The organism is Mangrovihabitans endophyticus, assembly GCF_014646155.1.
Classification (GTDB): Bacteria; Actinomycetota; Actinomycetes; order Mycobacteriales; family Micromonosporaceae; genus Actinoplanes; species Actinoplanes endophyticus.
On the sequence record NZ_BMMX01000042.1, the window covers coordinates 13,092 to 31,326 of the forward strand.

Consider the following 18,235-nt stretch of genomic DNA (forward strand, 5'->3'; position numbering starts at 1 on the left):
CCCTCAGATGTCGGTCAGCGGATCCGCAGACCTTCCTCAAGCCTGGCCGGGGCGCGCACGCCGACGATGGGTGCACCGTGCCAAGCCGTACCCGGGAAGGAAACATCGTGACCGCCCAGCACACCCTGTCGCGTGTGGAGCTCGACGTCCGTCGCGCGACCGTGGCCGACGCGGACGGCATCATCGCCCTGTTCGACCGCGTGTACGGCGGGGAGTACCGGTCCGCCGAGTGCACCGACCCGCTGCTGGTCCGCCGGGAGCTCACCGGCCGCGACTGCATCTGGATGCTGGTCACCGATCGGGACCGGGTCGTCGGTTCGATCGCGGCCCGGCGCACACCCGGCTCCGGCCGGTACGAGATGTGCCGGGCGGCCGTGGATTCGGCCCACCGGGGGCGCTCGGAGATCGTGGCCGCCTTCGACGCGGTGCTGCGGGAGACGCTGCGGCAGCCGGACTGCGAGCTGATGTTCGCCGACGTACGGTCGGAGCGCGCCCGCCGCAAGTTCGGTCCCGGCGCCGTGCCGGTGGCCTGGACCAGTGCCGATCATGGGATGCACCGGATGCACGGCCGGCGCGAGGAGCACCTGTTCGGGATGGCATTTCCTCCACAGCGGACGGTGATCCGGCTCGTCCCGCCGCGATCGGTGGTCCTTCCCGGCAGCCCGGTGGCCGCGGAGATCGCACGGTTGCGGTCGGCCGTCATCGTCGGCGACTATCCGGCGCGGATCTGCGCGGGTGGCGTCGGCGAGCACCGCTACGAGTCCAGCAACGGCCGCGTCTCGTACTCGATGATCGCACCCAGCAGGGCGGCCGTCGTCCGGGACATGCAGGCGGACACACCGGCCGACGCCCGGCGGCTGCTCTGGGAACTGCTGGATGGCGCGGCGTCGGCGGAGATCGACCATCTGACGATGTTCGCGCTCGCCGACAAGCTGCCGCTGATCGAGGAACTGTGCCGGCCCGGCGTGGCGGAGGACCCGGCGCGGCGGTTCCGGTTGTGCGGGTACCGGCCGGGGTGGCATCCGGCCGGCGGCGCGCGGTTCGACTGCGTGACCCTGGTGGCGCGGACGGACGAGCAGGTCCCGGACCGGTGGGGCCTGCAGGAGCGGATCGGCGACGTCTACCGCAGCTTCCGGCTCTGGGTCTGACACCGCGACGACACCCGGGGCGGGGATGGTCGTACCCGGGGAGCATTGCGCCGGCCGGTGAGCATTCGCCGGCTGCCGGGCGGGGCTAGGGCGCGCAACTGAGCACGCCGGCGCGCTGCTTCGCGGCCAGCACATGGCGGGCCGCCTCGTCCACTCGCGTCGCGAACTCGTCCGAGGTCTTCGCCTCGGTGACCAGCGCCGTCGCCATGGGTTCCGCGTCGCTCCCGCGGATGCTCAACGCCAGGTCTCCCCCGGCGGAGACGAAGCGCACCGCGCGCTCGCCCGGCGGCATGGTTGCCGCGGCGTCCGCCGCGCCCAAATCGTCGGACATCACCAGTCCGTCGAAGCCCAGCCGGTCGCGCAGCAGCCCGGTGACGATCGGCCGGGAGTAGGCGGCGATGTTCTCGTCGTCGAGCTTCGGGTATCGCGCAGAGGAGACCATCACGGCGGCCGATCCGGCCTCGATGCCCGCGCGGAACGGCTCCAGGTACGGGTCGTCGGCGGTGGTCTTCGAGTCGACCGCCCGCGTGGAGGTGTCCGTGTTGGCGCGCACCCGCCCCAGCCCGGGGAAGTGTTTGAGCACGGTCAGCACGCCTTCGTCCTGGGAGGCGGCCACCACGGTGCGGATGTCGGCGGCCACCTCCTGCGGGTCGGAACCGTACTGCCGGTGGAAGTCGCCGATCGGCGGATTGCCCTCACCGAGGGCCGCGGGCACGGTGTCGGCGACCGGCGCGAGGTTCATGGTGACCCCGATGCCGTCGAGACGGCCCGCGCTGTCGCCGACGGTGTCGCGCAGTTTCGCCGCACTGCCGTCGCCCAGCCGTTGCGCGGACGGGAGCAGCGGAAAGTCCTTGCCCTTGAGCGTCTGCACGCTGCCGCCCTCCTGGTCGAGGGACACCAGCAGCGGGACATCGGCGGACTTCTGCAGGCCCGCGATGTCCGCCCGCAGCGACGCGGCCCGGCGCGTGCTGCGGCCGGCCAGGAAGACGCCGCCCAGGTGCTGTGCCGCGATGCTCTCCCGCAGGTCGCCGGGCTCGTCGACCGGCGTGCCGATCATCAGCAGTTGGCCCGCACGTTCGGCGAGGGAGAGGCCGGACAGGGTCGCCGCCACGCAGCCGGCGTCGCCCGGCGTCCCGGACGCCGAGGAGGGCGCCGGCGCCGACCGGGACGCGGGCGCTTCGGCGGGTGCCGAGGATGCCGACGAATCGTGCGGGGAGGCCGTCGGGGTGCTCCGATCCGGCAGGACGGCGTGCAACACGAGAGCCGCCAACACGATCACGATCGCCGCCAGCGGCCACCACAGCCGGCGCGTCGGCCGCCACCTCGCATTCGTCATGGGCGATCACGCTAGCCCGTGCGGCCCGCCGTCGCGCAACCCGGCCATCACCGCGGGCGCCATCATCGTCTGGCAAAGTCGGGCGATCTCGTCCGGGCCGTACGGGAAATCGTTCGTCACCCACCAGATGAGAAGCGCGAGCAGCGCCCCGGCATGGTATTCGGCCATCACGTCCACCGGCATCCGGGCGCCGGCGTCGCTCAGGTGCTCGCGCAGCAGGTCGGCGACCTGACGGTGCAGGAAGGCCAGCGCCGGGTTGGCCTGCGGCCGCCGACAGATCGCCCGGTAGACCTCCCGGTGCCGGTGCGCGTGGCCGAACACCACACCGATCGGGCGGACCGGATCGGCCGGCGGCAGGCCCGGCTGCATGGCGGCGAGTTCGGTGCGCAGTTCCTCGGCCAGGTCGTCGAAGCAGGACGCGAACAGGGCGTCCTTGTCGCGGAAGTGCGCATAGAAGGTGGTTCTGCCGACGTCCGCCCGGTCCAGCACCTCCTGCACAGTGGTCCGCTCGTAGCCCCGCTCGATCACCAGGGACACCAACGCCTGCTGCAACGCCCTGCGAGTGCGGCGCACCCGGCGATCCGTGCCGGCCACGGTGGGTCTCCTCCCTCAAGGGTCGGCTGGTTCCGGACAATCACGCGCTGGTGTGCGGAACCGAACGCGGCGGCGAATCCGGCCGTTGCGGCAGGTTCGACGGCGGCCGACGATGACAGAACACCGTGTTCGGCAAGGAACAGGCTATTCGGCTCCGGTGGTGGCCGGAAGGGGATCCTCATGAGGACTGCGCACATGTTCGGGCCGTTCGGCACGGCGGCCGGGTACGACCGGCTGACCCACAAGAGACTGCGAGGACTACGCGGACGCATCGTGGCCGACGTGGCGGCGGCCGAGCTGGGCGCGGGAGACCGGGTGCTGGACGCCGGCACCGGGCCCGGCCGGCTGCCACTGGCGATCGCCGAGTCCCGCCCCGAGCTGGCCGTGGAGGGCGTCGACCTGTCCGCCGACATGATCGATCATGCACGCCACACCGACTCCGCGGGCCGCGTCACCTTCACCGTGGCCGACGTCGCCGACATGCCGTTTCCGGACGCCACCTTCGCGCTCGTGGTGTCCTCACTGAGCCAGCACCACTGGACCGACGTCGAAGGGGCGCTGCGGGATCTGCGCCGGGTGCTGCGCCCAGGCGGACGACTGTGGATCTACGACGTGCGCTTCGCGCTGAAGCGCGCCGAGCGAGCCGCCCGGGAAACCTTCGGACCGACGGCGGTGGAGCGCGCGCCGGTGCGCATCGGCCGTTTCCCGGTACGCCTGATGGCCCGGCTGACCGCGCAAGCCTGACCGGGCCAGGCCGGCTCGGGGCGGCCGTGAGCCGGGGCCGCCGGGCGGCCGTGAGCCGGCGTTGTGTGGCCCGCGCGAGCCGGGGCTTGGCGGAAACCGCCGACCCGCGCGGGCGCTCCTCTCACTTGCCGAAACCCGCCGTCAGCCCGCTGAGCAACTGCCGCCGGCCCACCGCGTAGAGGACCAGGATGGGCAGCGTGGTCAGCACCACCGAGGCGAGAACCGCCGGCACGTTGACGCTGTACTGGCCTTGGAAGGTCCACAGCGCCAGCGGCAAGGTGCGCCGGTCGGGGCTCTGCGTGAGCACCAGCGGAAGCAGGAAGTTGTTCCAGGTGAGCACGCCGTTGTAGATGGTCACCGTGATCAGCGCCGACCGGGTCAGCGGGAACGCGAGCTGCCACAGGGTGCCCCACTCGGACGCGCCGTCCATCCGCATCGATTCGAAGAGTTCCTTCGGCACGTCGCGGATGAAGTTCGACAACACCAGCACCGACAGCGGGATGGCGAAGGCGATCGACGGCAGGATCAGGGCCAGCAGGCTGTCGTACAGGTGCAGCCGGATGATGATCAGGTAGACCGGGATGATGACCGCCTGCAGCGGGATCGCCAGGCCCATCAGGAACAGGCCGTTGGTGGTGCGCAGGAACCGGCCGATGCCGGTACGCGCGGAGCTGCCGCGCACGATGGCGTACGCCGCCATGAACGAGATCAGCACCGCGGGCACCACCGCGCCGACGGTGACCACCACCGTGTTGACGAAGTACTGCACGAAGTCGGACTCGATGACCAGCCGGTAGTTCTCCAGCGTGGGCGCCTTCGGCGGGGCGAGCGGGTTGGCGGTGAAGTAGTCGCTGCGCGCCTTAAAGCTGGTGATCACCACCCAGTAGATGGGCAGCATCACCACCAGCAGCCAGACCCAGCTCGCCGAGCCACCGAGCCAGTTGCGGGATTTCACGGTCGAGCCCGGCATCTCAGGCGCCTTCCATCTGGCTGGCGTCGGCGTCCCGGCCGCCCAGCCTGCGCAGCAGCAGCGACAACACCAGGCCGATCAGCACCAGGATCACCGCGATGGCGCTCGCCGGGCCCATCAGGTTGGCTTGGAACCCGCGCTTGTACATGTCCAGTGCCAGCACTCGGGTGGCGTCGCCGGGTCCGCCCGCGGTGAGCACGAAGATCAGGTCGAAGAACGTCAGCGACCCGACCACCATGAGCGTCGACGACGTGATGATCGTGTATTTGAGCTGGGGCAGCGTGATGCTGACGAACTGCCGCACCCGGCCCGCCCCGTCGATCTGGGCGGCTTCGTACATCGAGGTCGGGATCTGCCGGACGCCGCCCTGGTAGATCAGCGAGTGGAACGGGATGAACTGCCAGGACACCACGAAGATCACCACGCCCATGGCGAGGGTGCCCTCGCCGAGCCAGTCCTGGGCGAGGAACGGCATGTTCAGGCCGGCGCCGAGGCCGAAGTTGGGGTCCAGCAACGCCTTGTAGGTGATCGCGATGGCCGCCGAGCTGAGCAGCAGCGGGATGAAGTAGAGCACCGCGAGGAAACCGCGGTAGCGCTGATGCCCGGCCAGGAAGGCGCCGATGAGGATGCTGGCCGGGGTCTGCACCGCCCAGGACAGTGCCATGACCAGGAAGGTGACCCAGAGCGCGTGCGGGAGCCCGGGATCGGTGAGCACCGCCCGCCAACTGGCGAAGCCGGCCGGGGTGATCTCACCGATCCCGTTCCAGGACGAGAAGCTGAGCGCCAGGACGCCCAGCAGCGGGATGACGCCGAACGCCAGGAACATGCCCAGGGCGGGCAGTGCCATCCAGGCGACAGACCCGCCCCGCCGGCCGCGGGTGATGGTGCGTGGTTCCACCCGTTCGGCGGGCGGAGCGAGTGTCGTCATTTGCCGATGACCTGGTTCATGCTGGCGGCGAACTGCTGCGGCGTGATGCTGAGCTGGAACAGCTTGGCGATGTTGTCCAGCAGTTCCTCGGCGGCGGTCGGGCTGAGCGCCTGGTCCCAGGACTGGGCGAAGGACTTGGCGTTGCTCGCGATGCCGTAGACGAACTTGAGGAAGTCGGCGTCCTTGGAGCCGCTCATCTTGCTCTCCGAGCCGTTCACGATCGGCACGTTGCCGGTGTCGATCCACTCCTTGACCTCGGCGTCGGAGAGCACCTGGGTGGCGAAGAACTTCTTCGCGATCTCCTTCTGCTCGTCGGTCGCCTTGGACGAGATGGACAAATATTGCCCGGGGTTGCCCACGGTGTTGCTCGGGTCCCCCTTGCCGCCTTCCACCGGCGGGAAGTTCATGTAGCCGAGGTGGCCGCCGGAGACGAAGTCGCCGCCGTCGTTGGCCATGCTGCCGTACGTCCATGTGCCGTGCAGCATCATCGCGGCCTTGCCGGTGTAGAGCAGGGCCTGGTCCGCGTTGGAGTCCGCGGTGATCGAGGAGAAGCCCTTGATGAAGCCGTTCGCCTTGACCAACTGCTGGACCTTGGTCAGCGCCTCGATCGAGGCCGGGTTGGACCATGCGTCCTTCTCGCCTTCGAAGGCCGCCTGGAAGACTTCGGGTCCGCCGATGCGGTCGTAGAGGAACTCCAGCCACATCATGTTGGTCCAGCGCGACTGGCCGCCGAGCGAGAACGGCGCGACACCGGCGGCGTTGAACTTCGGCACCAGCGCCATGATGTCCGCCCAGGACTGCGGCGGTTGCGCGCCGACCTTGTCGAACACCTCCTTGTTGTAGAACAGCACGATCGGCGCCACGGTCTCGCACGGCATTGCGTAGATCTTGTCGTCCACGGTGGCTGCGGCGAAGGAGGACGGGAACAGGCGGTCCTTCACCGCGCTGTTGTCGGCGAACCAGGAGGTCAGATCCTCCACCTGGTCGGACTGCACGTAGCTGCGCAGCGTGCCGCCGCCCCAGCCCCAGATGATGGTGGGCGCCTGACCGGCCCCGATGGCGGTCTTGATCTTCGTCTTGTAGGCGTCGTTCTGGAACGCCGTGGGATTGATCTTGCTGTCGGAGTTGGCTTTGTTGAACCGGTCGACGCTGGCCTTGCGGATGGTCTCGCCGGGGTCACCGGTGAGGAACCAGTAACTGGCGGCGCCGGCACCGGCTCCACCGCCCGGACCGCCACTCGGCCCGGAACTGCCACATCCGGCGAGCACCGCTCCGGCGCCCGCGCCCAGCGCGAGATTGAAGAAATGTCTGCGATCCACCCTGAACTCCATATTTCGAGAAGCCGCGGGCAGCGACGGAAACCTTCGGACGACAAAGGGTTTACGACTGAAACTTTCGATCGGTGACCGCAAGTTAACGTGAGATTTTGTTAACGTAGGATGTCAAAAAGCGGCTGTCAAGGGGTCTTGAAGACCCGCAACGATAAGGGAAGAGTGTGTCTCGCGAATTCCCGCAGCAAAGTGGGCCTCGAAAGTTTCGGAGATTGACGTGACGGCACCGTGGCATGATGCGACCCTTCCTCTCACGGAACGGGTGGACCGTCTGCTGGCCCAGATGACCCTCGAAGAGAAGGTCGCGCAACTCGGCAGCCGATGGGTCGGAAACGCGACGCAGAACGACCACGGCGGCCACGAGGAGGACCTGAACGTCGCACCCATGCAGGAGGCGTTCACCGCCGCCGGCTCGGCGCCGCTGGACGAGGCGAGCCGGCACGGGCTCGGCCACCTCACGCGCGTCTACGGCAGCAGCCCGGTCACCGCCGAGGAGGGTGCCGCCGAGCTGGTCCGGCAACACAAGATCGTGCTGGCCGGATCGCGGCTGGGCATCCCGGCCCTGGTCCATGAGGAGTGCCTGACCGGCTTCACCACGTACGGCGCCACGGTCTACCCGGCCGCGATCGCCTGGGGCGCCACCTTCGACCCGGACCTGGTGCAGCGGATGGCCGCGGCGATCGGCCGGGACATGGCCGCGCTCGGCGTGCACCAGGGTCTGTCGCCGGTGCTGGACGTGGCCCGCGACTATCGCTGGGGCCGGGTCGAGGAGACCATGGGCGAGGACCCCTACCTGGTGTCCGTGCTCGGCGCGGCCTATGTGCGCGGGCTGCAGAGCGCCGGGGTGATCGCCACGCTGAAACACTTCGCCGGATACTCCGCCGCCCGCGGCGCCCGCAACCACGGCCCGGTGCCGATGGGCCGGCGCGAACTGATGGACGCCCTGCTGCCCCCGTTCGAGACGGCCGTCGCGGTCGCCGGGGCGGGCTCGGTGATGAACTCCTACTCCGACGTGGACGGGGTGCCGGCCGGCGCCGACCCGTGGCTGCTCACCGAGGTGCTGCGCGACGAGTGGGGCTTCACCGGAACGGTGGTCTCCGATTACTGGGCGGTGCCGTTCCTGGCCACCACTCACCGGGTGGCCGCCGACATGGCCGAGGCCGGCGCACTCGCGCTGACCGCCGGCATCGACGTGGAGCTGCCGGACACCGTCGGGTACGGCGCGGGGCTTGTCGAGCGGGTGCGGCGCGGCGAGCTCGACGAGGCGCTGGTGGACCGGGCCGCCCGGCGGTTGCTGCGGCAGAAGGCCGAGATCGGGCTGCTGGACGCGGACTGGACACCGGAGTCCTCGGTGACCGCGGCCGGCGTCGACCTGGACTCCCCGGCCAACCGGGCGCTGGCGCAGGAGATGGCCGAACGGTCGATCGTCCTGCTGGACCCGGGGACGGCCCTGCCCCTGGGACCCGAGTTGCGCCGCATCGCGGTGGTCGGGCCGTGCGCCGACGACCCGCGGACCTTCATGGGGTGCTATGCGTTCCCCAACCACGAACTCCCCCGGCACCCCGGCTTCGGGCTCGGCCTGGACGTGCCGACCGCGGTCGACGGGCTGCGGGCCGAGCTGCCCGACGTGAAGATCGTGCACGAGCCGGGCTGCCGGGTCATGGGCGAGGACCGGACCGGCTTCGCGGCGGCGGTCGACGCGGCCCGCGACGCCGACCTCTGTGTGGCCATGGTCGGCGACCTGGCCGGGCTTTTCGGGCGCGGATCCTCCGGCGAGGGCTGCGACGCCGCGGACTTGCGGCTGCCCGGCGTGCAGCCGGCCCTGCTGGACGAGCTGCTCGCGACCGGCACACCCGTTGTCGTGGTGGTCGTGTCCGGCCGCCCGTACGCGCTGGGTGAGGTGGACGGACGGGCGGCGGCGCTGGTGCAGGCGTTCATGCCCGGCGAGGAGGGCGGGACGGCGATCGCCGGCGTGCTCAGCGGCCGGGTGCAGCCCAGCGGCAAACTGCCGGTGCAGATCCCGCGGCACCCCGGCGGGCAGCCCGGGACCTATCTGCAGCCGCCGCTGGGTGCCGAGCGCACCGGGGCCAGCAACCTCGACCCCGTTCCGCTGTACGCGTTCGGCCACGGCGCGTCCTACACCACGTTCGCCCTGGACGGCCTGCACATCAGCGACGCCCAGGTGCCCACCGACGGCGAGTTCACGGTCACCGTCCGGGTGACCAACACCGGCGCGCGGGCCGGTGCGGAGGTCGTCCAGCTCTACCTGCACGACGTGCTCGCCACCGTGACCCGGCCGGTCCGGCAACTGACCGGGTTCGCCCGGGTCAGCCTGGCCCCCGGCGCCGACTGCCAAGTCCGGTTCCGGGTGCACGCCGACCGCACCGCCTTCACGGGGCGCGACCTGCGTCGCGTCGTCGAGCCAGGCGAGATCGAGGTGCTGGTCGGCACCTCGGCAAGTGACCTGCCGTGCCGCGGCATGATCCGGCTGACCGGCCCGGCGCGCCACGTCGGGCACGACCGGCACCTGCTCACCGGCGTGCAGACCGACGCCGGGGCGTGAGTCACCCGAACCGGCCGTCGTCGCCGGCACGGTCACCGTTGCGGGCGGACGCCTCGACGGTATACGTGTCACCCCCGGCGTCCCGGCCGGACGAGTGCGAATACTGGGCCGCGAACAGGTGCTCGCCGGTGGCCAGCGTCGCCGCGTCGCGCAGCTCGAACGTGTACGTCAGGCTGGTCGGTCCGCGCGCCACGGTCATCACGACATCGGCGTTCGGCGCGTCGGTGTAGTGGCCCGCCTGCTGGGCCCCCGAGGTCAGCGGCACGCTGATGCGCACCGTCAGGGACGTCAGCGGCACGGAGTTGGTAACCGTGACGTTGTCCTGGGACCACACCGCGCCGGAGTGGGCGTCACGCGTCCCGGCCGTACGGACGAAGGTCGCGGGTGAGCCCGACGTGGCGGACGGCGGCGCGGTGCCGGACCGGTGCGGTGCCGGGCCGGACGTTCCCGACCCGGCACCGGGCACGCCGGAGCCGGCCGGCGGCGCTGCGGTGGCCGACGGCCCGGTGCCCGACGATCCGGTGCCCGACGATCCGGTGGCGGGCGGCACGGCGGTGGTCGGCGCACGGCCGTCCTGCCCCTCGCCGGTCCCGGAGAGGTCCCCGGCCGTCGCGGTGGCGGTCGGGCCGGGCAGCGCGGAGGCCGGCGGCGGATCGTCACCGGTGGCACGCACCGCCACCATGCTGAGCACGGCGATCACCGCGACGGCGAGCGCGGCCCCGATCGGCCGCGCCGCCCGGAAAGGGCGCGTCGGCGCCCGTCCCCGGGCCACCCGTTCCATGATCGCGGCACGATCGGGTTGGTGTGACTGCGCGGCGGCACGCAGCGCCTCCTGCAGGTACTCCTCGTCGACCATCAGCCCTCCCCCGCGCAACCGAGCAGAGCGGGCACCGCCGGGACCAGCAACGCAGCCAGTTGCGCCGCGCCCCGGGCGGTCTGGCTCTTCACCGTGCCGACCGAGATGCCGAGGATCTCGGCGACCTCACGTTCGGGCACGTCGAACGCGTACCGCAGGACCACGCACTCCCGGCGCCGCAGCGGCAACCGGCGCAGCGCCGCTCGCACATCCATCACGAGCGAGACGTCGGGATTGCGGTAGTCCTCCAGCAGCAGCTTCATGTTCAGCAGGCCGAGGCGCTCGCGGCGCTGCCGCCGGATCCAGTTGCGCGACAGGTTCGCCGCCACGCCTCGCGCGTACGCCAACGGGTTGTCCGCCGCGGTGACCCGCTCCCAATGCCGCCAGATCTCCAGCAGCGAGTCCGCGGCGATGTCATCCGCCGCGTTCGCGTCGCCGGTGATCAGGTAGGCCAGGCGCGACAGGTCCGCGTGGTGTTCGTCGAAGAACACCTGGAAGGCGCTTTCGCGATCGGCCACGCTGCTCCTTCCCTCGATCGGCGGCGCAACCATGGGTACGACGATGAGTGGTCACCCGGATCGAAAAGGTTGCCCGGATCGGCGAGCAACTTTTCACACCGCCACGACCACACACCGGCATGGACATGTACGTCAAGACGCCGATCAGCGCAGAGCTGCGCGCCCGGTCGGAGCGCCTGTTAGAAGATTTCGACGCGGTGATCGGCCCCACCACCGCCGGCGGCTGGTACGCGGTCGGGCTGCGCGATCGCTCGCACGCCCCGCTCGTGGAGGCCGGCGCGGACAGCGGCGCGGTGGCCCTCGCCCTGCTGCGACGCAACCTGCGGGTGGCCATGCTGCCGGTGCTCGGCCCGCAACCGAACCCGCGGCGCACGGCACCGACCGGCCGCGGGCCGGCGCTGCTGACCGGATAACCGCTCGCAACCCTGCGTTTTCCCAGCCCTTGCCCAGGGTAGGCAGAGGGTGACATGCGCACGGGATTCGCGAGGGGGGCCTCCATGCCCTGGGTCAACGATGTCCGTCGGCGTGCGCAGGAACGGCTCGCCACCGCCCGGCAAGCCACACCGCCGCCGTACGTGGTCGGCGACGAGGTCGACGAGGCCGACGGCGCCGTGCAGGACGCGCCCGCGGCGCCCGAGACCGCCCGGGACGACCTGCTGCCCCGCAGCGTCCGCACGGCCGGCGCCTGGGCGTGGCGGTTCATCCTTTTCGTCGTCGCGGGCTACCTCCTGATCCGGCTGATCTCGCTGCTCAGCGTCGTGGTCATCCCGGTGGTGGTGGCGATCCTGCTGGCCGCCCTGCTGCAGCCCGGCTCGGCATGGCTGCGCCGGCGCGGGATGGGCAAATCGCCGGCTGCGGCGGTGATGCTGATCGGCGGGCTGATCCTGGTCTTCGGCGGACTGGGACTGATCGTCGAGGCGGTCATCTCCCAGTCCGGCATCCTGACCGATCAGGTCGGGCAGGGCATTCGGCAGGTACAGGCGTGGCTGGCCAACGGCCCGCTCAACCTGTCACAGACGCAGATCGACAACGCCGTCACCACGCTGCAGAACACCATCGCGAACAACCGGGCGGCGTTGACCTCCGGCGCGCTGAGCACCGCCACCACCATCGGGCATGTCGCGGCCGGATTCTTCCTGGCGCTGTTCACGCTGTTCTTCTTCCTCCGCGACGGCGGCCCGATCTGGGACTTCCTGTGCCGCCTGCTGCCCCGTGACGCGCGGCTGCCGGTCGCCCGCGCCGGGCACTACTCCTGGCACACCCTGGTCTCCTATGTGCACGCCACGGTGCTGGTCGCCTTCGTGGACGCGGTCGGCATCGGCATCGGACTGTTCATCATGGGCATCCCGCTGGCCCTGCCGCTGGCCGCGCTGGTCTTCCTCGGCGCCTTCATCCCGGTCGTCGGCGCCACCGTCACCGGGGCCGTCGCGGTGCTCGTGGCGCTGGTCACCCAGGGCCCGGTCAGCGCCCTCATCGTGCTCGGCATCGTGATCGGTGTGCAGCAGTTGGAGGGACATGTGCTGCAGCCGCTGATCATGGGACGCGCGGTCGCGATCCACCCGCTGGCGGTGATCCTGTCCATCGCCGCCGGAGTCGTGGTCGCCGGCATCGTCGGCGGCCTCATCGCGGTGCCGCTGCTGGCGGTGCTGAACACGGCGGTCCGCTACCTGGTGCGGCATCCCGACGGCTCGCCGACCCCGGATCGGAAGCCGCCCGGCACCGAGGCGGTGAATCCGGATTCCGACGACGAAGCGGCACCGGACGATCCGGCCGAGCCGGTCAGTTCTCCTCCCACTCCCGCAACGCACGGCTCAGAATCTCCGGCGTACGGTTCGGCGGCTCCGCCTCGATGAACAGCCGGCCCACCGCGGCCGCGTATTCGTCCACGTCCTCCCGCTTGTCCAGATAGACCGCGCCGGTCAGGTGCTCCAGGTAGACCACGTCGGGCAGATCCTCGTGCGGGAAGCGGAGGATGCTGAACGCGCCGCCGGTCGCCGCGTGCCCGCCGGACCGGAACGGGATCACCTGCAACCGCACGTTGCGCTGGGTGCACGCCTTCAGCAGGGCCGCGATCTGCTCACGCATCACGGCCGGGCCGCCGATGGGGCGGTGCAGCACGGCCTCGTCGAGCACCGCCCACAGCCGCGGCGGGACGTCTCGCGACAACAGTTGCTGGCGAGCCATCCGCAGGTCCGCGCGGCGGTCGATCTCCTCGTGCCGGGCGGTGCCGTGCCCCAGCCGGATGACGGCTCGCGCGTACGCGTCGGTCTGCAGCAGGCCCGGCACGAACTGGACCTCGTACGTCCGGATCAGCTCGGCCGACTGTTCCAGGTCCAGATAGTTCTGGAACCACGAGGTGAGCAGGTCGCTGTAGGCGTACCACCAGCCGGGCGTGTTCGCCTCCCGGGCCAGCTCGACCAGCCGCTTGTGCTCCTCCTCGTCCGTGATGCCGTACAGCTTCAGCAGATCGACCACGTCGCGTTCCTTGAACGCCACCCGGCCCAGCTCCATCCGGCTGATCTTGGACTCGGAGCCACGGATCTCGTAACCGGCCTGCTCGCGGCTCATCCCGGCCGCCTGGCGCAGGTTACGCAGACGCGCGCCCAACTGGATGCGGCGTACGGTCGGCCCGCTGCTCTGATGCCCCGTTGTCACGTGGTTGCCTCCGGCGGGGCCTATGCCTTGCGCCGGACGGCGCAACACTTGTCGATCACGGTGGTGTCGGCTCCGGGCTCCACCCGCCGGGCTCGGTTCGCGTCGTCGGCCATACGGCCTAGGGTACCCGTCATGATCGATGCCGTCGGCCGGTCGATGTCCGAGTTGTCGGTCATAACGTGTTCCCTCCTCCCCCGGATTCCAGGTCTGACCTGAGCAGACGGCCGTCAGCATAGACCTCGGCGCGTTCCTAGCCGACGCGACCGGCCGGGCACAGACGATCCCCGTGCCGGCAACGGCCGACACGGGGATCATGCAGACGTGCGATGTGGAACTGTCAGTACCAGTCTCCGGTACGCGACGGCCGGGGCCGGGGCCGGCGCCTACGGGTGATCATGATGATCGCCGCGCCGCCCGCCACCAGGATCACCGCTCCGCCGATCATCGCCGCGGTGTTGGTCCCGGTACGCGGCAGGTTGCTCCCGCTCTCGTTGGCCGCGGGCTCGGCCCGCACGGTGCTGACCGGGTCCGGGTCCGGCGCACCGGTGTCGTCGTCCGCGTCGTCGCCGGACGTCGCGGCGAGGCTGGACACGCTGGGCTGCGGGTTGGCGGCGGACTCCGCGTCGTCGCCGGTCGACGTGTCGGACACGGTATTCGCCTGGCCCTGCTGGTCACCGGTGTCCGTGCCGCCCGAGCTCTTGCCACCCGAGCTCTTGCCACCCGATGCCTTGTTGCCCGAGCTCTTGCCACCCGAGCTCTTGCTACCGGTGTTCTTCGTGCTGCCGGTGTCCTTGGTGGCGCCGTCCTTGGCCGAGTCCTTCGTGGACGTCGGCGTGGAGGGCTCGTCGACGATCGTCTTGTCGGTCGTCGGCTGGTCCGCCTCCTCGCCGTTCATGCCTTGATCGCCCTGGCCGGCGCCGTCACCGTTCATGCCGCCATCGCCCTGACCCTGATCGCCGCCCTGGTCGCCGTTGCCCTGGTCGCCGTTGCCCCCCTGGTCGCCGTTGCCCCCCTGGTCGCCGTTGCCCTGGTCGCCTTGGCCGGGCGGGTCTTCCGCCGGCGGCGTGGTCGGCTCCTCGGCCGGCGGATCCGCGTCACCGCCCCGGACCTTGATGCGCACGGCGTCGAACGCGGGTGTCTGGTTCGCCCGCTCCATCATCGGGATGCGGTGCGACCCGTCACCGGCCCACGACGCGCACTGCGCGGTGCCCGCATCGGGCAGGCCGGGAACCTGAATGGTGACCGTGTCCGGCGCCGCGCCGCCCTGACTGTCCTCGGTGGCCACGAAGAACGCCGGCACCGGTGCCGGGTCGTTCGCCTCCTTCGTGGTGGTCAGCATCCGGCACGCGGTGTGGAAGTGACCGCGGGTGAGACCCTCGTCGGTCAGCACCGAACTCTCCACGTAGTACCCACCCTGACCGGCCGCGAGGAACCGGTCACGCACCAGGTTTCGGGTGCTCACCTTCAACGTGAACGCCTCACCCGTACGCACCGAGCGGGGAGCGCTGGTGATGAGCAGCGACGGGTTCTTGGCCGCCGGGCCCACCTCGCCGAACGCGGTCGACACGCAACGGTCACCGACCTGGAAGCCGTCGTGCGGCTTCAGCGTGCTCTCCGAACAGTCGTTGGCCAGCACGTCCAGACCGTTCGCCGACCCACCCGCGGTGGGCTGGGTGTCCGCGTTGGAGATCTGGGTAACCCCGATGATCGCTCCGAACACCACGAGGGCGCCCGCCGCGCCCAGCAGACGACGGTCGATGCGCCGTCCGCCAGCGGCCCGGCGGGGGTTCGACCTACGCATGTCATTACCTCTTCTATCGCTTCGCGCTACGACAGCCCCATTCCCGAGCCGTTCACCGGTAGCAGGACGACCGTAAATTCCCCGCCGCGCGCACGCTATTGAGCAGCGATTATTTGAGGCACTAATAGGCCGAAATTAAAGAAGAAATATGCGCCCCGTCCCGAACGCCGGGGATCGTCCGTTCGGACGATGCCCGGCGTTCGACAGGCTCGATGCCAAGTTGAAAAGGTTCATTGCCATCGACGATGCTCGCGGCCCGCCGACAGCGCACTCGGCGGGAAACCCGTCGCCGAAGCGGTGAACCACTTCCACACACCGGCGGTACGCGCAGGTGAGGACACCGACCGCGGAGGACCGACGATGACGGCGACGACCCGAACCCTGCCCCGCACCGGCCTGCCCCCGGCCGTCACCGCGGGTACCCTGCTGACCGCGCTGGCCGGCATCAACCTGCTGATCGTGGTGATCCTGTTCGTCACCACCGATCTGCCGGTGAAGAACAGTCTCATCGAGACGGGCAGATTCTTCGGGGTCCTCGCGGCGTACGCGATAATCCTGCAGATCTTTCTCATCGCCCGGCTGCCGTGGCTGGACAACCGGATCGGCATGGACCGGCTCACTTCGTGGCATCGCCGGGTCGGATTCTCGCTGTTCTGGACGCTGACGCTGCACCTCGCCTTCATCGTCGCCGGATACGCCCGGCTCGACGGCAACCCGCTCCTGGTGCAGGCGCTGAGCCTGGCCGGGTCGGTGCCGGTGCTGCTCGGCATGGCGGCCTACCTGATCGTCCTGGCGGTGGCGGTGATGTCGATCCGGTACGCACGACGCCGCCTGCAGTACGAGACCTGGCACGCCGTCCACCTCGGACTGTACGCCGCCGTCGCGCTGGCATTGATCCACCAACTGTTCGAGGTCACCACGTTCACCGCCACCCGCGCCGCGGCCGCGTACTGGTGGACGCTGTGGATCCTGGCCGTGGCCGCGCTTGCCGCCGGGCGCCTGATCCTGCCGCTGGTGCGCAACGCGCGGCACCAGTTCCGGGTGTCCGCGGTCGTGCCGGAGTCCGACGATGTGGTGTCGGTGCATGTCACCGGGCGCGATCTGGACCGGCTCCCGGCGCGTGCCGGCCAGTTCATGCTCTGGCGCTTCCCCGGACACAACACGTGGTGGCAGGTCAACCCGTTCTCCCTGTCCGCCGCACCGGACGGCACGTCGCTGCGGCTCACCGCACGAGCCGTGGGCACCACCAGCGCCGGGCTGCGCCGCCTCACCCCGGGCGCCCGGGTGTTCGCCGAAGGTCCGTACGGCGCGTTCACCACGGCCCAGCGCGTACGGGAGAAGACGCTGCTGATCGCGGGCGGTGTCGGCGTGACACCGATCCGGGCCCTGCTGGAGGAACTGCGCGGCGACGCGATCGTGCTCTACCGGGTGCGCAGCGCGGACGACGCGGTGCTGCTGAGCGAACTCAAGGCGCTTGCCGGTGACCACGTTCACGTGCTCACCGGCCGCAGCAGCGTGGTGCAGCCGTTCACCCCGGCGAACCTGGCCACCGTGGTGCCGGACATCACCGACCGGGACGTCTACGTGTGCGGGCCGCCGGCCATGACCGAGGCGGTGCTGCGCAGCCTGCGCGAACTCGGCGTGCCACCGGCGCAGACGCATGCGGAACGGTTCTCCCTCGCGTCCTGAGCGCGGCACCGCCGGCGCCGCTGTCAGGTACGCGTCTCAGCGCTGGTGACGGCCGCTTTCGGCCAAGATTCTGTGGGGCATGACTTCGTTCGACCGGCACCGCGTACGGGCAAGCGCCGACCGATTGCAGGACCGGCGGCACCGGCTGGCCGGTGCGGTCACGACGCGACCGGGCTGGGATCCCGCGCACGAGGAGATGGCCGAGATCCTGCAGACGCCACCGACCGACATCGGCGGTGTGCTGTCCACGCTTGTCGCCGTGCAGACCGTCCTGGAACGGCTGCCGCCCAAGGCGAAGGCGAACCGGGTGGCCGCCTTCAACTCGCTCTACTACACCATCACGGCCCGGGTGGCGCGCTCGCTCACCGGGCCCAACGTGCACGATCCGGTGTTCTTGGAGCAGCTCGACGTGGAGTTCGCCAAGCTCTACTTCGTCGCGCTACGCCGGTGGGGCGAGGGCGACGAACGCACGCCGGACGTGTGGGAGGTGCTGTTCCGGCGGGCTCAGGACACCGGGGTCAGCCGGCTCTGCGCGGCGATGCTGGGCGTCAACGCGCACATCAACCACGACCTGTCGCTGGCATTGATCGCCACCTGGCGCTCGGTGGGTGCGCCGGAGCCGCATGTCACCCATCCGGACTACCTGCTGGTTAACCGGATCTTCTACGAGGCGATCCCGACCCTGCGCAGGCGCTACTCCACCCCGTGGCAACTGCGCATCGACCGGTACGTCGGCGACCTGGACGACTGGACGCAGGATCTGCTGGTGGCGAGCACCCGGGCATTGGCATGGGAGCAGGGCGAACGCCTGTGGCCGCTGCGCGACGACGACGGTGATTTCGGGCAGGCGTGCATGACCATGGACCGGGCGGCGGCCCTGGTCGGCGAACTTCTGATCCACGGCGACGGGGTGGTGACCCGCGCGGGCGTGCTGGCGAGTGCGGCGTGGCGGCGGTTGCGACCGCATCGGCGCCGATCGCGATGACCCAGGCCCACGATCGCGCGTGACGAGCGCGACTCCCGTTGTCGATTGCCGCGGCCGCGTCATGTTCATAAGCTAGTTATGAATCTTGAGCGGCACGCCGGCGTCATGCCGGCTCGA

15 protein-coding genes and 1 pseudogene are annotated in these 18,235 nt (G+C 70.4%); 7 read left to right on the forward strand and 9 right to left on the reverse strand.

Translation table 11 applies throughout. The features are described 5' to 3' along the window. Nucleotides 1-107: 107 nt before the first annotated feature. On the forward strand, nt 108-1,148 hold the full coding sequence (locus IEY73_RS27735) for a GNAT family N-acetyltransferase (RefSeq protein WP_189082276.1): 1,041 nt from the start codon (nt 108-110) through the stop codon (nt 1,146-1,148). 85 nt (nt 1,149-1,233) lie between these two features. Here the strand turns inward: IEY73_RS27735 and IEY73_RS27740 are convergent, their stop codons facing one another. Next, on the reverse strand, nt 1,234-2,484 hold the full coding sequence (locus IEY73_RS27740) for a glycoside hydrolase family 3 N-terminal domain-containing protein (RefSeq protein WP_189082277.1): 1,251 nt from the start codon (nt 2,482-2,484) through the stop codon (nt 1,234-1,236). Between the two features lie 6 nt (nt 2,485-2,490). After that, nucleotides 2,491-3,078, reverse strand: coding sequence for a TetR/AcrR family transcriptional regulator (locus tag IEY73_RS27745; protein ID WP_189082278.1), 588 nt, complete (start codon nt 3,076-3,078; stop codon nt 2,491-2,493). Nucleotides 3,079-3,258: 180 nt separating this feature from the next. Here IEY73_RS27745 and IEY73_RS27750 point away from each other — a divergent pair, with 180 nt between their 5' ends. Next, nucleotides 3,259-3,822: a class I SAM-dependent methyltransferase gene (locus tag IEY73_RS27750; protein ID WP_189082279.1), complete on the forward strand. Its 564-nt coding sequence runs from the start codon at nt 3,259-3,261 to the stop codon at nt 3,820-3,822. Between the two features lie 121 nt (nt 3,823-3,943). Here IEY73_RS27750 and IEY73_RS27755 read toward each other — a convergent pair whose 3' ends face one another. The 3 genes from IEY73_RS27755 to IEY73_RS27765 are packed head-to-tail and all read right to left on the reverse strand — an operon-like array spanning nt 3,944 to nt 7,039. Next, on the reverse strand, nt 3,944-4,792 hold the full coding sequence (locus IEY73_RS27755; RefSeq protein ID WP_229716214.1) for a carbohydrate ABC transporter permease: 849 nt from the start codon (nt 4,790-4,792) through the stop codon (nt 3,944-3,946). Nucleotide 4,793: 1 nt separating this feature from the next. Further along, nucleotides 4,794-5,720: a carbohydrate ABC transporter permease gene (locus IEY73_RS27760; protein WP_189082280.1), complete on the reverse strand. Its 927-nt coding sequence runs from the start codon at nt 5,718-5,720 to the stop codon at nt 4,794-4,796. Further along, entirely contained in the window at nt 5,717-7,039 is a 1,323-nt protein-coding gene (locus IEY73_RS27765) for an extracellular solute-binding protein (RefSeq protein ID WP_229716215.1), read from the reverse strand. The genes IEY73_RS27760 and IEY73_RS27765 overlap by 4 nt, the downstream gene beginning before the upstream one ends. A gap of 295 nt (nt 7,040-7,334) precedes the next feature. On the opposite strand from IEY73_RS27765, the gene IEY73_RS27770 reads away from it, so the two are divergent. Further along, complete coding sequence (locus IEY73_RS27770; protein ID WP_189082282.1) at nt 7,335-9,614, forward strand: glycoside hydrolase family 3 N-terminal domain-containing protein; 2,280 nt, start codon at nt 7,335-7,337, stop codon at nt 9,612-9,614. A 1-nt stretch (nt 9,615) separates the two neighbouring features. On the opposite strand, the gene IEY73_RS27775 is transcribed toward IEY73_RS27770, so the two are convergent. Together IEY73_RS27775 and IEY73_RS27780 are read right to left on the reverse strand one after the other, a co-directional pair. After that, nucleotides 9,616-10,470, reverse strand: coding sequence for a hypothetical protein (locus IEY73_RS27775; RefSeq protein WP_189082283.1), 855 nt, complete (start codon nt 10,468-10,470; stop codon nt 9,616-9,618). Beyond that, a complete protein-coding gene (locus IEY73_RS27780) occupies nt 10,470-10,988 on the reverse strand; it encodes a SigE family RNA polymerase sigma factor (protein ID WP_373292889.1) in 519 nt (172 codons plus the stop codon). Before IEY73_RS27780 ends, IEY73_RS27775 begins: the two co-directional genes overlap by 1 nt. A 119-nt stretch (nt 10,989-11,107) precedes the next feature. Between IEY73_RS27780 and IEY73_RS27785 the strand changes: the two genes are divergently transcribed. Beyond that, a complete protein-coding gene (locus tag IEY73_RS27785; protein WP_229716216.1) occupies nt 11,108-11,401 on the forward strand; it encodes a glycosyltransferase family protein in 294 nt (97 codons plus the stop codon). A gap of 84 nt (nt 11,402-11,485) precedes the next feature. Next, complete coding sequence (locus IEY73_RS27790; RefSeq protein WP_189082286.1) at nt 11,486-12,841, forward strand: AI-2E family transporter; 1,356 nt, start codon at nt 11,486-11,488, stop codon at nt 12,839-12,841. On the opposite strand, the gene IEY73_RS27795 is transcribed toward IEY73_RS27790, so the two are convergent. Both IEY73_RS27795 and IEY73_RS33830 read right to left on the reverse strand, forming a co-directional pair. After that, nucleotides 12,768-13,643, reverse strand: a complete 876-nt coding sequence (locus IEY73_RS27795) for a Sco1979 family transcriptional regulator (RefSeq protein WP_229716217.1) — start codon at nt 13,641-13,643, stop codon at nt 12,768-12,770. The genes IEY73_RS27790 and IEY73_RS27795 overlap by 74 nt on opposite strands. A gap of 1,102 nt (nt 13,644-14,745) precedes the next feature. Further along, a pseudogene (locus tag IEY73_RS33830) lies at nt 14,746-15,303 on the reverse strand (hypothetical protein); the annotation flags it as partial. 501 nt (nt 15,304-15,804) lie between these two features. Between IEY73_RS33830 and IEY73_RS27805 the strand changes: the two are divergent. Continuing rightward, nucleotides 15,805-17,133: a ferredoxin reductase family protein gene (locus IEY73_RS27805; protein WP_189082289.1), complete on the forward strand. Its 1,329-nt coding sequence runs from the start codon at nt 15,805-15,807 to the stop codon at nt 17,131-17,133. Between the two features lie 79 nt (nt 17,134-17,212). Beyond that, nucleotides 17,213-18,118, forward strand: a complete 906-nt coding sequence (locus IEY73_RS27810) for a DUF5995 family protein (RefSeq protein WP_189082290.1) — start codon at nt 17,213-17,215, stop codon at nt 18,116-18,118. Nucleotides 18,119-18,235 lie beyond the last annotated feature (117 nt).

Bases quoted from the DNA above. Each gene is read 5' to 3' on its own strand.
- IEY73_RS27810 (WP_189082290.1), top strand. From the start codon at position 17,213: ATGACTTCGTTCGACCGGCACCGCGTACGGGCAAGCGCCGACCGATTG.
- IEY73_RS27805 (WP_189082289.1), top strand. From the start codon at position 15,805: ATGACGGCGACGACCCGAACCCTGCCCCGCACCGGCCTGCCCCCGGCC.
- IEY73_RS27775 (WP_189082283.1), bottom strand. From the start codon at position 10,470: ATGGTCGACGAGGAGTACCTGCAGGAGGCGCTGCGTGCCGCCGCGCAG.
- IEY73_RS27740 (WP_189082277.1), bottom strand. From the start codon at position 2,484: ATGACGAATGCGAGGTGGCGGCCGACGCGCCGGCTGTGGTGGCCGCTG.
- IEY73_RS27770 (WP_189082282.1), top strand. From the start codon at position 7,335: ATGACCCTCGAAGAGAAGGTCGCGCAACTCGGCAGCCGATGGGTCGGA.
- IEY73_RS27790 (WP_189082286.1), top strand. From the start codon at position 11,486: ATGCCCTGGGTCAACGATGTCCGTCGGCGTGCGCAGGAACGGCTCGCC.
- IEY73_RS27755 (WP_229716214.1), bottom strand. From the start codon at position 4,792: ATGCCGGGCTCGACCGTGAAATCCCGCAACTGGCTCGGTGGCTCGGCG.
- IEY73_RS27760 (WP_189082280.1), bottom strand. From the start codon at position 5,720: ATGACGACACTCGCTCCGCCCGCCGAACGGGTGGAACCACGCACCATC.
- IEY73_RS27750 (WP_189082279.1), top strand. From the start codon at position 3,259: ATGAGGACTGCGCACATGTTCGGGCCGTTCGGCACGGCGGCCGGGTAC.
- IEY73_RS27785 (WP_229716216.1), top strand. From the start codon at position 11,108: ATGGACATGTACGTCAAGACGCCGATCAGCGCAGAGCTGCGCGCCCGG.